The sequence below is a fragment of the Paenibacillus sp. FSL H3-0333 genome, from assembly GCF_038002805.1.
In the GTDB taxonomy this organism is placed as follows: Bacteria; Bacillota; Bacilli; order Paenibacillales; family Paenibacillaceae; genus Paenibacillus_AQ; species Paenibacillus_AQ silagei.
The window spans coordinates 2,821,489-2,836,954 of sequence record NZ_JBBODG010000001.1; the positions used below are offsets into that span (position 1 = coordinate 2,821,489).

Sequence of the window (15,466 nt, forward strand, 5' to 3'; positions counted from 1 at the left end):
ATTTGTATGCATACCGCGATCCTACCGGGCTAAGCGGACTCAGTGGCCGCTAATGAACCACATTCCCCTCGTTTACAGCATTCCAAGGCCACATAACGGCCCCTGAGTCCGCGAAACTCGCAAAAGTCCGTTTTTTCACACAATAGCGTCCTCTGAGTCCGCCAAATGCAAAACAACCCAAAGAGGAGCTTTAACCAAGGTTAATCGCCACCGATTGGGTGGAATCCTTACGCGCATAGCAGGCTTTGCTTGGTTGCCCAGCTCTTGCTCCTTCGGGAAAGGTTGCCGCAGCCCATCATCCAGTTTGTACGCAGCAAAAAAAGGCTACCTATATCGGCAGCCTCAGCCTCGTCCATTTTTTTAAAGCAAATAACGTCATCTCATCCCTATCATTCTCCGGTACGCTTACCGAACAAATGCCCCACAATCAGATCCGCACACTCTTCAGAGGTGTTCTCATGCGTATCCACCCTATAGCTATACCCGATGTCACGGGCCATCAGCTTGTGCTGCTCCTCCGACTGATCTTCGCTCCGGTGCTCCCGGGCCAGGTTGCGCTGGCGGCAGATATCCAGGGGACAGAACACTTCCACAATGGATAGCGGGTATCCGCTGAAAATCTCCTTTACCTTCTCATAATGAGGCGTGAGGCCCGGACGTTCCACGATAATGCCGTCAATCAGCACATGCTTGCCATGATCCGAGAATAATTTGGCAGTGTGGTACATCATGATAATTGCTTCACTAAGATACTTCCAGTAATCTTCACGCAGGTAACGTTCCCCGATCGTTTCTTCGAACAGATCATTGGCAACTACATAAAAGAATTCTGGCGATCTCGATTGTATTGCTTCAACTATTGAGGTTTTGCCGGAGCTGGTCACTCCGTTCAGAAACACGATTTGTCCTTGGTTCATTTGCTTTTCCTTCCTTTCATGCTTCGCTTAATTTCATCCTTCGTTTAATTCTCTCCCGCATTCCCTTCAATCTGCTGCATATAATCCCGGGGAGAGAGCCCGGTGACCTTCTTGAACACCTTGCTGAAATAGAAGGCGCTCTCATAGCCCAGCTTCTGGGAGATTTCGTAGATCCGGCCATCGCCGCGGACCATCATTTCCTTGGCGGCGGTGATTTTGGTCTCTGTGATATACTCAACATAGTTCACCCCGGCGACCTTGGAGAACAGGTGGCTCAGATAGTTGGGGCTGAAGTTGAACACATCCGCGACTTGATTAAGCGACAGCTTGGTACCGAGATTTCTTTTGATATACTCCTGGACATTCTTCACCACCTGCTCCTTATAGCTCTGTCTGCGGGTGGCGAGCATCCGGACACAGCCGTCCCGGAACTGGACGAGCCAGCCGGTAATCTCTTCAATGGTATGCATCTGATAGATCGCCCGGTAGCCCTCCGGCTCCTGCTCGAAGATCTGCTCCACCATGTTCTCCCCGTCCGCGAGCAGGGAGGTCGCCATATATAGAATGTTGCAGGCGGCATCGGTGGCGGGAACGAGCAGATCGGCCCGTCCGTCGAAGATCTCGATCATCCGGGAGATGATGCTGTGCAGGGCGCGGGTATCCATTTCTTCAAAAGCTCTGCGGATCTCAAGCCGCGATTCCGAGAAATCAAACAGCAGGTGCTCTTGCAGGGGGGCTTCGCCTTCCGTGAAGAAGACGAAGGAGCGCTCCTTCACAGCGGCGGGCAGCGCCTTCCGGGCGGCGAGATAGCTCCCCTGCAACAAAAACGGATCTTCCACCGCGAAGCCGATCGCCCCGATAATGGTCACATTGAAGTAATTATGCAGTACGGAGGCCATGTCCGCCAGCAGCTTCTGGATGTCTTGCATCCAGAGCTGCGGGTCCGGGCCCGGCACAGGCAGGGTCAGCGCGAAGTTGCGCAGATCCAGGCTGGTGACGTAGCAGGCGCTTCTGGAGGCCAGTGTATCCTTTGCCATCTGCACGGTGCTTGAGCATAAGGCCACCAGCTTATCCCCGCGCGGCGGGACGGTGTCCGGCCCGAGAATGCGGCAGGTACAGACCAGATAAGCCGGCGCGGAGAGGTCCATCTCCAGATCCTCCTTTTGCAGCAGATACTGGTTCTTGTTCTCGAACAGGCCGCTTAACAGCCGGATGAAGAATTTATCCCGCTGGGCCTGGAGATTGCCGCGATGGACCAGCTTCGGATAGCTCTCCATGGTCTGGTACTCCTCCAGGATACTGGTGGCCCGGCGGATCGATTCGGCCAGCGCCTCCGGGGTCAGCTCCAGCTTCACCAGGTAATCGGTAGCCTGGATCTCAATCGCTCCGCGCGCATACTGGAATTCCTCGTAGCTGGTCAGCATGATGAATAGCGGAAGCCGCCCGTACTTGCGGCGGACCGAGCCGGCGACCTCCAGGCCGCTTTTGATCGGCATTTTGATATCGCTGATCACAATGTCCGGGCGGAGGGTGTCGATCATTTCTTCCTCCTGTGCGCCGTTGTGGGCGATGCCGACAATCTCAATGTTATATTGCTCCCATTTCAGCATGGACTGGAGTCCGATGCAGACCAGGGCTTCATCATCTGCGATTAATAATTTGATCAAGCTCATCACATCCTTGCTCGGTATGCTATTGTTTTGGGGTCCCCGCAAAGTACCTGAGTACTCATCGAAGCTAAGGCCTCACTTTGTGGGGGATTCTTAGCTATTCTTTCTGCCGGAAGGGGAGCAGCAGCTTCATTAAGGTATAGCGGCCGGGCTCGCTCTCAATGGACAAGCCGTACTCTCTGCCAAAAGCGAGCTGCAGCCGTTCGTTCACACTGCGCAGCCCGATATTCTCCAGCATTCCCTTAGCCTCGTCCCCGGGAACGGTTAGAATGGTGGCAATCTGCTCCGCCGTCATCCCGACCCCGTTGTCCTCGATCGTGATGAGCAGATCCGTGAATCCGCTCTTCGTGACCCGGACTACAATGTCGCCCCGGCCCTTGGGCTCGATGCCGTGGAAGATCGCATTCTCGACCAGCGGCTGAAGCGTGAAGCGCGGAATAAGCCCGCCAAGCAGCGCCTTCTCTTCAATCTCTGTGACCATGCTAACCGTGCTGCCGTACCGGTATTTCTGAATCAGGAAATAATCCTCCAGCAGGCTCAGCTCATCCTTCAGCGGCATCAGCCGCCGGTTGTCCTTGGCAATGCTGCGGAGCAGCCGGGACAGGGAGGTCGTCATCTCCGCAATGCCGGTGGCGTTCTGGATCGTAGCCATCCATTTGATCGAATTCAGGGTATTGTAGAGGAAGTGCGGATTAATCTGGTTCTGGAGCATCCGGTATTCCAGCTCCTGCTTCTGCTTCTCGTCCGCGAGCCGGCTGTCCATGAGGGCTACGATATCCTGGGACAGGCGGTTAATACCCCGGCCGACATCGCCCAGCTCGCTGTTCCATTCAATATTACGGTCGAGCAGGAAGTTGCCCTGGGCGATCTTGTCCATACGCTTCTTCAGCTTCTCGACTGGAAGGCTGATCGTGCGGGTCAAATACAGCGTAATGATCGCGCTTAAGACAAGCACGAGCAGACAGACGCCGAGCAGGACGAGAATCCATATATTGCTCCGGGGCGCGAACTGGTCGCTGGATAAGGTCTGCGAGAGCATGACACCGCTGCGTACCGGATACGATACCACGATATGGCTTTCCCCATCATCCTGCATTTTCACCATGGACAGCTCGGTATCGGGGCCGACAGGCTTGTCACTGGTATAGGCTACCGGCTCATACGGCTCTTCGATGGCTCTGACCTGATCTCCGTTAAGCTGATAATGATGATCGCCGAGCGTAAGCAGCAGCCGGGAGTGCTCCGGCAGGGCATAGCCCTTCAGCTTGTCCGTAATGACGGAGGTATTCGCGAGCAGGTAGACGGTGCCCACCCGGGTAGCCCCCCGGCCATATATAGGGAACACGAAGGGAATACCGTAGGAATTGGAGAGCGGGTCCTTAATGACGCGGTCCCATTGCTCTTCGGCCTCATTCGTCAGACCGGTGACTTGACCGATATTATGGATCGTAAGCGGAATGGAGGTGCCGAAATTCTCCACCTGCAGGAACTTTTCGCTGTTATCTGTGGCAATCAGGCGGCGTACATAGCTATAGGAGCGGTTGATCCGCACATCGTCCTGCATCGCATTGAAGACATTCAGGGCCTGCTTGGGGCTGGCCTCCGCCGAACCGAAATATTCGGTAAGCAGGGTGTTCGTGGACGAGTTGGTGCTGCTGGTCATCGCCAGCGTAGTCAGATTAATCAGATCCTGTTCGATAATATGGGAGACGAGCTGGAGGTTGAATTCCGTCGCCTGGATCGTTGTTTTGCGCTGGTAATACGTAATCAGTTCGTAGCTAAACCAGGACAGCAGCGTCGCAATCAGCAGCGCAAAGGCGGTCATGAGCAGAATAATGCGGCTTTTAATAGTAGATTTACGTACCGTGGTGAACACTCCTTCAAGAATAATGAACCTATTTAAAGCGTTTTCAACTACCATAGCATATTCCTGCGTTTCATTATAGAGCCAGGGGGAGAAGCTGAGAATTTTACAGGTTTCGGATAAGAAATTACAGGTTCGGGGCAGGCCGTGCGGAGAAGAGCACAGAATAGTGAATGAACTGTGTTTGATTTTGCATCCCCATCGGCTCTGAAAAGGCTTACAATTTGAACTAAGGCCGGATCAACAGGTGCCGGCCGCTGCACCATCATAAGAAGATAAAGGGGATACTTACATGAACTTGAAAAGATTCTACGGCATGACCCTTGCCACCGCGCTCTCCGTGAGCATGCTGGCCGGATGCTCCGGCAATAACAATACGAAAGACGCTGCTGCAACTAGCGCACCTGCTTCGGGCAACGCTGCAACCGCTTCCTCCGAACCAAGCCAGGAGCCGGTAACACTGAAATGGGCGCTGTGGGACTGGGAAGCAACTGCATACTACAAGCCGCTGATCGATGCTTACAAGGCTGCACATCCGAACGTAACCATTGAATATGTCGATCTTGGATCCACCGACTATATGACCATGCTCAGCACACAGCTCTCGGGCGGAGCGGATCTGGACGTCCTGACGATCAAAGACATTCCGGGCTACTCGAACCTGGTGAAGCAGAATCACCTGGAGCCGCTGAAGACTTACATGGGTGACAAATCGATCGATCCTTCCGTATACGGCGGTACGGTCGAGCAGATTGAAGTGAACGGCGAGGTGTATGCGCTTCCGTTCCGCAGTGACTTCTGGCTGATCTACTACAATAAAGCCTTGTTCGACAAAGCAGGCGTGGATTATCCGACCAATGATATGACCTTCGACCAATACGACGAGCTGGCCCGCAAGATGACCTCCGGCAGCGGCTCGGAAAAAGTATACGGTGCCCACTACCACACTTGGCGGAGCGCGGTTCAACTGTTCGGCATTCTGGACGGCAAGAACACCGTGGTTGGCGGCAACTATGACTTCCTGAAGCCTACCTATGAGCGGATTCTGAAGGAGCAGGAAGACGGTATTGTTATGGATTATGCGACCCTGAAGACCTCCAGCACGCATTACTCCGGCGTATTCTACAACAACTCCGTAGCCATGATGAACATGGGCAGCTGGTTCATTGCCACCCAGATTGAGAAGGTGAAGAGCGGCGAATCCCAATCTGCGGAATGGGGCATCGTGAAATACCCTCATCCTGACGGCGTTGAAGCCGGTACAACTCTGGGAACGATTACTTCTCTGGCTGTGAACCAGAAGTCGAAGCATAAGGAAGCTGCCCTTGATTTCATGAACTTCGTAACGGGTGCGGAAGGCGCTAAGGTTATTGCTTCGACAGGTACGATTCCTGCGATCAAGAATGATGAAGTTATCAATTCCATCACCTCCATCGACGGCTTCCCGGCGGATGAGAACAGCAAGGCTGCACTGAATACCGTTCAGACTTACCTGGAAATGCCGATTCATGAGAAGAGTGCGGACATTGAGGTTATTCTGAATGAAGCGCATGACAACATCATGACCAAGAACGCTACGATCGACGAAGGCTTGAAGGATATGAATGACCGTGTAGGCCAGCTTTTGAACAATTAATGTGAATCTGTAATGTTAGTGTCCTGAAGGAAGGGCGGGCGAAGGCCCGCCTTCCATATAAATAGAGGACATCACAGCACTCACATTAACAGGTGTCGATGTAATTCCCACTTTGCGGGGATGTTATATAAGGTTTGGAGGAGAACGAATGCAGAACGAAACCATATTGCGTACAAATAAGAGCCCAAAAAGCCGGTTGTCGCGCGGACTCCGGGATAACCTGGTCGCGTACAGCTTTATTGCGCCGAACTTTATCGGATTTGCCCTGTTCACCCTGGTACCGATGATTTTTGCCTTTATTCTGGCCTTTGTGAAATGGGACGGGGCCAATCCGATGAAGTTCATCGGGCTGGACAACTTCTCCCGGCTGATCTCGGATACCACCTTCCACAAAGCCTTGTGGAACACGATTGTCTACACCGTCGGAGTCGTGCCGCTGACCATGATCGTGGCGCTGGCATTGGCGATTCTGCTCAATCAGAAGATTATGGGCCGTAATTTCATGAGAACGGTCTTCTTCTTCCCTTACGTGGCTTCGCTGGTAGCGGTTGCGGCGGTATGGAACTTCATCTTCAGCCCGACCATGGGTCCGGTGAACAACATCCTGCACTTGATTACCGGCATTCCGCTGGAGGAGCTGCCCCGCTGGGCGGCGGATAAGCAGTGGGCGATGTTTACGGTAGTGCTTTTCACCGTGTGGAAAAATATGGGCTACTACATGGTCATCTATCTGGCCGGTCTCCAGGGCATTAATCCAGAGCTGTATGAAGCGGCTGAGCTGGACGGGGCAGGCCCGTGGAGAAGATTCCGCAACGTAACCGTGCCGCAGCTGGCACCAACCACCTTCTTTGTCCTGATGATTCTGGTCATCAACTCGTTCAAGGTCTACGATATCTTCATCAACCTGTTCGCGGGCGCGGATAACCAGCTCAACAATGCTACACGGGTCATGGTCTATCAGATCTACAACACGGCGTTCCGCTCGCTGGATTACGGATATGCCAGTGCCATGGCGATTGTGCTCTTCTTGCTGGTACTCGGCATTACCATCGTCCAGTTCCGCGGCGAGAAGAAATACGGACAATAGGGGGATCTATAAGATATGGTTGGTAAAAGTAAAGGACTTAAAATCAGCTTAATGGTGCTTGTATATGCCCTGTTAATTCTGACCGTGCTGGCAATGCTGGTGCCGTATATCTGGATGCTGTCGTCATCGCTCAAGCTGAACAAGGATGTCTTCTCCTTCCCGATGCAGTGGATTCCGGCGAATCCGCGCTGGGAGAATTTCCAGGATATCTGGACCCGGATTCCACTCGGACGCTTCATCTACAATACAGCGAAATTATCCATTATCGTTACGATTCTGCAGCTGCTGACTTCCAGCTTCGCGGCGTATGCCTTCTCGAAGCTGCATTTCAGAGGCAAAAATGTGATCTTCCTGGGGTACATCGCGACAATTGCGATCCCTTGGCAGGCCTACATGGTGCCGCAGTTCATTCTGATGCGCTACATGGGACTGAACAATACCCACCTGGCAATCATTCTGCTGCAAGCCTTCTCGGCCTTCGGCGTGTTCATGATGCGCCAGTTCTATCAGGGGGTGCCGGATGAATTATGTGAAGCGGCCCGGATTGACGGACTGAGCGAATACGGAATTTGGGCGAGAATCATGCTTCCGCTGTCCAAGCCCGCGCTCTCTACGCTGACCATCTTCACCTTTGTCGCTACCTGGAATGACTTCCTGGGGCCGATGATCTACCTGACGGACACGAAGCTCAAGACCATCCAGATCGGTCTGCGGATGTTCATCTCACAGTACTCTGCGGAGTATGGCCTGATTATGGCGGCGAGTGTGGTGTCGATCATTCCGGTAGTGATTGTGTTCCTGGCGCTTCAGAAGTACTTTGTGCAGGGCGTTGCTGCTTCGGGGATTAAGGGGTAGTGGATTGAGGTGAGTAGAGTATCCGCCTGGCAGTTGCAGCTTGTCGCAGTCTGCCAGGTATTTGTATACCCGCATTGTGAATTTAGACGAAGGTCTGCCCAAGTCAATCATTCTTCTACCGACATGTTGAATGCGCTTACTTAAGTGAGAAAGAGGAGGATTAATGAATGAACAGAAAGAACCGCGTGAAGAAAAGGTTTTTCTCCGTGCTGATGTCCGCTACACTCGTGGCTGGAATGTTCCCTGCCCTTGGTCTGCCGTCGGCATCGGCGGCTGCCGTCGATACGGTCTATGCTGCGGCTTATATGGGCGCCAAGACTACCGCAGGAACGACACTTCCGGCAAGCATCGAGATTGCAGGCCAGGCTGCAGCCGTGAACTGGAACATCGGAGAAGATACCTTCGATGTGCCGTATGATACGGTGGCAGTTACCGGAACCGCGAACGGCGGACCGGTGGTTGCCAGTGTGGAGGTGGTTCCGCCAGCCAGCAGTCCGCTAGTCTATTTTGTGGATAGCGGCAGAGGAGGGGATTCTTTTGGTAATGGTCCTTCTGCTTCACCGCTATACGAAGCGGTCAAAACGTTGACAGGCAGTGAGCTACTTAACCTGTCACCGGACCAGAAGTATGTCGCGGGGACGACGGACTGGGGTTTTGATGATTCGATCCATAAAGTGAAAAATTCCAAGAACGGGAATCTCACCGATCCGGCCACTGATCCAAGTCTATGGGTCGTGGGGCTGCGGGCGGACCCGGCCAGCAATGACATTATCTATAAATTGAAAGCGCTTCAGTCCGGCACCTATACACTTAGCAGCGGTTTCTATGATTGGTACGGCAGCCGTGACCGGGTCATACAGCCCCGGCTGGAATACAAGAATAGCAGCGGGGAGAGCAAGACGATCCCGTTTGCTCAGTTCAACACGAATACGACAAAATTTATTTCCGGTGAATTTACCATTCCCGGAGATATTGATACCGGCAGTCCGATGACACTAACCTACGCCTATGTCAGTGGTGAGAAGCCGATCCTTAGCTGGTTCGCTGTTGCCAAGGGCGCGATCAAGCAGAAGTTAGACAACGCCCGTGAGACCGCTGCTTCTACGGTCCGGATTCAGCTGGACGGCACGGACATCAAGGACGGGAATGTTAACGGGCTGACCTTCAAGGGGTTCGGCGTACTGAGCGGCAACAGTACCAGTGCGCTGCTGATGGACTACAAGTCCGAGCAGCCGGAGGCGTATGCCCAAATGCTGAAGATCCTGTTCGGGGGCGAACGCCCGCTGATCGACCATGTCAAGATAGAGATGGGCAATGACCGGAATAACTCTACCGGTCCCGACCCTTCGACGATGCGTACGGAGGATGAAGCGGCCAATGTGGCCCGGCATCCCGGTTTCCAGCTTGCGGCTGATGCGAAGGCCATTAATCCGGCAGTCAAGGTGAGCTTCCTGCGCTGGAATGCTCCGGCCTGGGCGAACAGCAATGATAAAATCTATACCTGGTACAAAAACACCATTCTGGCCGCATACCGTGAATACGGGTATATGGTGGATTATGTGAATCCCCATATCAATGAGCACGCGCCGGATCTGGCCTGGACGAAGCAGTATGGCGAGAGGGTCAAGGGGGATACCGAGGGCTTCGAGAATGAGACGGAGAAAGAGCTATACCACAGCATCCAGCTGGTTATTTCCGACGAGGTTGGAATCGGCTCCTTCGGTGATGCCATGGTGAGTGATCTGTCGCTGCGAGATGCGGTAGCGGCTGCCGGATTTCACTACAATACCGATGACGACAGCAAAGGTAACTTCAAACGGCTTGCCGATGAATTCGACAAGGAAATCTGGAACAGCGAGGCACAGGCCACCTTCAGCAACTCGGCCTTCCGCCCCAATAATAATATGAAGGACCCGTCGGAGGCCGGGACGGGCATCGGCGGCACCGGCGGTCCGCTGGAGATGGGCAATACCATTATCAAGGGCTTCGTGAATTCCCGGCGGACGCATTTCATCTATCAGCCGGCGATTGGCTCTTTTTATGAAGGTGGACAATATTCCTTCAAGGAGCTGCTCAGTGCGCGTGACCCGTGGTCGGGCTTCATTCATTATGACGCGGGGCTGGTTATTCTAAAGCATTTCAATGGGTTCGCCAAGACCGGCTGGGAGAACGAAGACAATACGGCTGGCATCTGGAGAGCAGTTCCTGCGGCCAGCTATACCGGAGCAACGGGCACGAATCCGGTCAGCGGACGCAACGGTACTCCGAGTTATATGACGCTTGCCGCTCCTGACAAGCAGGATTTCTCGACTGTAATCATCAATGACAGCCAGTATGAGAAGATCTACAAGCTCCAGGCCGTGAACATGGGCTATACCGGAAATCCTTCGTTAGAGGTATGGGAGACCCGCGCGGCGGACAAAGGTCAGGCTTTTAACAGCAACTATATGAAAGATCTTGGGGATGTGCATGCAGACGGCAGCGGTGTGTATACCATCCGTGTGAAGCCGTTCTCGATTGTTACGGTAACTACGCTGGATAACCGCACGAATGAAGAATTCGGTACCCCGCTCCCGGTGGAGGGCGAACGCACAGTGCTTGATACAGATGCTACCGGGTCCGTGCAAAATACGGAGGATCAGATGCTGTATGCCGATGACTTCAATTATGGCGACCGGAGCGTTCCCGTGATCGGAGAGGGCGGACAGATTACCGGCGCGCAGAGCTATGTCACCTCGCGCGGAGGCCCGTATAGCGTCATGCCGCGTTATACGCAGGATCTCAACGGGGCGTTCGAGGGCTATCTGGTCGATGGCACGGATAACTATGTGCTGCGGCAGCAGCTGGACCAGACGACTACCGGAGTAGGCGGCGCTTGGAACGGTGGCGACCCAGTCACAGCCATCGGGGATTACCGCTGGACCAATTATAAAGCGAGTGCCGATGTGTCTTTTGAACAGAATAGCACTTACGGCGGAAATAATTACGCTGCGATTGGAGCCAGATACCAGGGCGGGCCGCAGACGATTAACGGCACCCCTTATGCGCTAAAATTCTGGTTCGACGGCGGCTGGCAGCTGCTGTCCAGCGGGACCGTGGTAGCCAGCGGTAACGCAGTGACCGGCTCAGGCGGTGTGAAGATTGCTGATTTCAATACGGCACATGACGCGTGGCATAACATTGCTATTCAGGTAACTGGTGACACGGTCACTGCATATCTGGATCAGGTTGAGCTTGCAGCCTATACTGATCCGAGTCCGAAGCTCTCCGGGCGCGTACAGCTCGCCAGCGGCTTCTATCATGTCCGCTTTGATAATCTGAAGGTGGAGAAGGTAGACGGATACACCCCTTACTACGCCGAGCAGTTGGATAATCTGGAGATGACGGATCTGGCGGAAGTCCCGGGGACGAAGCTGGTCTATGAAGGCGATTGGGCCCATGAGAATGGCAAAGGCATGTATGTGTATCAGCGCTCCCTCTCTACCAGCCAAGGGGCCGGTGCGGTGCTGAAGTATACTTTTACCGGCACGGGACTTGATATACTGGGGCCGAACGACGGCTCTGCCAAGCTGGAAGCTGTAGTGGACGGAGAGGTTGAAGTGGTCTCGGGCAGCACGGCGGCAGCGAGGGAGCTGTACCAGACCTTCACACTCCGCGGACTGAAATACGGTGAGCATACGGTTCAGCTCAAAGTGCTGAGCGGAACCCTGGCGGTAGATTCCGTTGCAGTCATTGGCGGGGAAGGCGCAGGCAGCGCGGATACAGCGGAGCTTAAGCAGGCGGTGGATACTGCACTTGTGGTCAGCAGGGAAGACGGCTATCCAGAGAAGGATTGGGAGTTGTTCACGAATGCCCTTGATACTGCCCAGGCAGCGCTGAATGATCCGGTTCTCTATAGGCTGGACCAGGAAGGGGCAGCACAGCTTGTAGAACGTCTGTCTTCCGCTCTGAATCTGCTGCTGCTCGGAGATGTGAGAGAGCTTGCGTCCATTCCTGATAGGGCCACCTATGCCGGGAAGCTGCCGGAGCTTCCAGCCAAGGTAGAAGCCACACTCGCAGACGGCAAGACCACACAAGTGGCGGTGAAGTGGAATCTCGATGCGCTCAGCTTCAACACTCCCTTTGAACGGGTAGCGGTCACTGGCACCTATGGAAGCCTGAAGACCATTGCCTATGTGGAAGTGGTTCCTGAGGGGCTGGTGTACTTCCTGGACATGGGTCTTGCCGGGGATGGCGACACTCCACCGTATACAGCCATCCGGGATCTTGCAGGCGACAGTCTGCTGAATGACAAGGGAGATCAATTGTCCACAGGAGATACGTTATGGGGACATACGAATACGGGCGTTAACTACAGTGTCAAAGGACTGGGCGGTGATGTAGTTGCCTCCAATAAAGCCCAGACTGGAGTGTACAGCTCGAATACGAAAAATACACCGCTGGTCTACAACCTGCCTCTAAGTGCAGGTAAATACACAATTACTTCCTATCATCTGGACTGGTGGAACAATGCCAGCCGGACCATGGATATTACCCTTAGCTATGTTGATGCGGGGGGTCAGACCGTGAGTGAGACGGTTAAGACCGGACTGGTTGCCGGTCTGGGAGGAGTGAAGGTTCAACATGATTTCACGCTGCCGGTCAGCGGTACGGTGAAATATTCGGTGAATAATACGTTCAGCCAGGCTTCGCTGATCAGCTATCTGGCTGTGGCGAAGGACTTGGCCAGCGCGGCCAATGAACAGGCAGTACTTGAGGCGAAGGGAATTATTGAAGGCGCAACATACAGTGTGAAAAAGGATGCAGCTGTCAGCGAAGAGGCTGTACGTACCTGGCTGGCGCAGACCATTAGCGGGTTGCCGGGCTTCAGCGACACCGGGGTTACCCTGGGTGACATTACCTTGTCTGCATTCCAGGAAGCCACTGAGGATACAGAGGGCAGCTTCACTTTCTCGGTAACACTGAGCAAAGGCGAAGCATCGGCAGAAGGCACTGCTAGCGGAACGATCACGCTGCCGGAACCGGATATGGTTCCGCCGGTTATTAGCCTGATTGGCGCTGCGGAAGTGACTTTATCACTGGGTGCGGAATACACCGATGCGGGAGCTAGCGCTTATGACGATCAGGACGGGGATATCACAGAACGCATTGTGACCACCGTAACCAGTGATGTCTACAGCTTGACCGAACTAGATACGGCGCAAGCAGGGGAATATATCTTCCACTATAATGTCAGCGATACAGCCGGCAACGCAGCCGAAGAAGTGACAAGAACGGTGACGGTAAGCGAAGAGGAGCTGCCGCCGGTGGAGCAGCCACCAACCCCGACGCCAACACCAGCTCCTGAACCGTCAGCCACATCGGTTCCAACGAATGAGCCGGTATGGATACCGGCACCGACTGCAACACCAACACCGAAACCGGCTGTAACGCCTTCCCCGTCCCCGTCTTCAGAGACGGAGAAGGTGATTAAGCCGCAGGACCTTCCAGCTCCGGCTGACGGAGTCCTGACCGTTCAGCTTACGGATGTGACTGAATCCGTGCTGCTTCCAGCAGAGATAATAGGCATGACAGGAGCGAATACCCTGCGTCTTGCCTGGAATACAGTGGCTGTTGATCTGAGCCCGGAAGTACTGAAGAGCATCCGGGAGAAGGCTGTCAGTGCAGGAGGACAACAGGAGGGGACGGCAATCCGGCTCTACGCCGTGAAGACAGCGAGGGCAGCTGCGGAGCAGCTGATGAATAATCCGGCAGTCAACGGGTCTGTCCGGTTAACAGCAGCGAGCGAGGTCATCAGCTTCAGCCTGGAGGTTGTTGCTGCGGACGGAAGCACCGTACCGGTGACGGCTTTTGCCAAGCCGCTGACTGTGACCTTCGCAGTAGATTCTAAGGCGAACCGCGATTTGCTTGGCGTCTACTATATCGCTGCTAATGGAGCTGTAGATTACATGGCCGGTAAGCTGACAGACGGTAATGGTACAATCTCTACTGCTGTCAACCATTTCAGCCAGTACGCCGTACTGGAGTACGATAAGAGCTTCTCCGATGTCAGCAGCAACAGCTGGGCCAGCGGTGTCATTAAGTCCATGGCTGCTAAGCATATCATCGAAGGCATCTCCGGCACCGAATTCCATCCGCAGGGTGAAGTCACAAGGGCGCAATTCGCCGCAATGATTACACGTGCGCTTGGACTTAAGGCGGCAAGTCCATCCGCATCGGCCTTCACCGATGTGGACTCCAGGCTGTGGTACGCCGAAGCTGTTGCCGCTGTAAATGAAGCGGGCATCGTGCTCGGACGCAGCAAGGAAGCCTTCGCTCCGGATGAGCACATTACCCGCGAGGAGATGGCGGTTATGATTGTCCGTGCTTATGAACACTTGAAAGGAAGCAAGGGCAGCAGTGAATCGGCGGCCAGCTCGTTCAGTGATTATTCCCTGATTCGTGACTGGGCGAAGCATGCAGCAAGCATTGCCGAACAGGCGGGCCTGATCAAGGGGCGCAGCAATCAGCAATTCGCGCCGCAAGCCACCATGACCCGTGCCGAGAGTGCGCAGGTCATCTCGAATCTGCTGGGGCATATGTAAGCAGGCGAATAGTATGTAGTATCAAATGAATCTGCAGGTTGAATAGATGAGCGCTCCAGACCATTAAAGGCTAACAGCGCAGCGGTTCTCCAGCTATGGGAGATCCGCTGCGCTGTTTTGCATTCTTCAATCTTTACAACGATTGATTACTATAACCGGAAATAATATTCTTGACGGTAACAGGATTATTACTTGCATGCCCAAGCGGAATTGCGGGCAGGGCCGATGCGGTTGCCAGATCAATCGGCCGAACCGAGGTCAGTTCTCCCACATAGGCCATGGTGTCTGAGAAGAATGCCAGGTCGCCGACCTCAGAAAGAGGAACAAACCGGGAAGCAGCATTTTGAACATCGTAGATTTGCAGACCGCCGTCCGGGAAAGTAGTGGGCTGAATGGTGATGCCAACTAGCTTTGTGTACGCGATACACGAATTTTATCCTGGCCTTTGTAACTGGGGATATCTGCAAAATTATCATAGGTGATCTCACCCTTCCAATCAATGTCTAGATCGGCAAATCGTTTCAGATAGGCTCTTTCTCCTTGGGTGGTGCAGAATAGCAATTTGTTCTCCAGATAGAATCGCTATTCGCATTCCCTGCAAAGGCGTAAGGCTTGCCTGGATTGCCAGGGACAACATCCACATTTATGATAACCGTATCCGTGAGGGTGTCAATAATCGTTACGTTACGTTCTCCGGCATTGGCTACATAGACTTTGTTACCTTTGGGAGCGGCGAAGATAGCAATAGAATTGGTCTTCGAGCTTCCTTAGTGGACTCGCCGGGCCCGGCGGACAGACAACCTAATGGGCAGGCGCGCCAGGTGTGTCCGGATGCCGCATGAGGTTGTTTGCT

8 protein-coding genes are annotated in these 15,466 nt (G+C 53.9%); 4 read left to right on the forward strand and 4 right to left on the reverse strand.

Translation table 11 applies throughout. The features are described from left to right. Positions 1-389: 389 nt before the first annotated feature. The 3 genes from MHH78_RS12340 to MHH78_RS12350 form a co-directional block, all read right to left on the reverse strand. A complete protein-coding gene (locus MHH78_RS12340; protein ID WP_341167564.1) occupies positions 390-917 on the reverse strand; it encodes a phosphotransferase-like protein in 528 nt (175 codons plus the stop codon). Between the two features lie 44 nt (positions 918-961). Next, positions 962-2,584, reverse strand: coding sequence for a response regulator transcription factor (locus MHH78_RS12345; protein WP_341167565.1), 1,623 nt, complete (start codon positions 2,582-2,584; stop codon positions 962-964). 100 nt (positions 2,585-2,684) lie between these two features. Further along, the gene (locus MHH78_RS12350) at positions 2,685-4,508 is read right to left on the reverse strand and encodes a sensor histidine kinase (RefSeq protein WP_341167566.1); all 1,824 of its coding nucleotides are present in this window, start codon (positions 4,506-4,508) and stop codon (positions 2,685-2,687) included. A 235-nt stretch (positions 4,509-4,743) separates the two neighbouring features. Between MHH78_RS12350 and MHH78_RS12355 the strand changes: the two genes are divergently transcribed. The 4 genes from MHH78_RS12355 to MHH78_RS12370 all read left to right on the forward strand — a co-directional run bounded on the left by MHH78_RS12355 (position 4,744) and on the right by MHH78_RS12370 (position 14,613). Beyond that, the gene (locus tag MHH78_RS12355) at positions 4,744-6,087 is read left to right on the forward strand and encodes an ABC transporter substrate-binding protein (protein WP_341167567.1); all 1,344 of its coding nucleotides are present in this window, start codon (positions 4,744-4,746) and stop codon (positions 6,085-6,087) included. A gap of 148 nt (positions 6,088-6,235) precedes the next feature. After that, positions 6,236-7,174, forward strand: coding sequence for a carbohydrate ABC transporter permease (locus MHH78_RS12360; RefSeq protein ID WP_340939259.1), 939 nt, complete (start codon positions 6,236-6,238; stop codon positions 7,172-7,174). Between the two features lie 15 nt (positions 7,175-7,189). Beyond that, a complete protein-coding gene (locus tag MHH78_RS12365) occupies positions 7,190-8,029 on the forward strand; it encodes a carbohydrate ABC transporter permease (RefSeq protein ID WP_051493958.1) in 840 nt (279 codons plus the stop codon). A gap of 167 nt (positions 8,030-8,196) precedes the next feature. After that, on the forward strand, positions 8,197-14,613 hold the full coding sequence (locus MHH78_RS12370) for an S-layer homology domain-containing protein (protein WP_341167568.1): 6,417 nt from the start codon (positions 8,197-8,199) through the stop codon (positions 14,611-14,613). Between the two features lie 521 nt (positions 14,614-15,134). Here the strand turns inward: MHH78_RS12370 and MHH78_RS33940 are convergent. Further along, the gene (locus MHH78_RS33940; protein WP_445668092.1) at positions 15,135-15,359 is read right to left on the reverse strand and encodes a hypothetical protein; all 225 of its coding nucleotides are present in this window, start codon (positions 15,357-15,359) and stop codon (positions 15,135-15,137) included. Between the last annotated feature and the right edge of the window lie 107 nt (positions 15,360-15,466).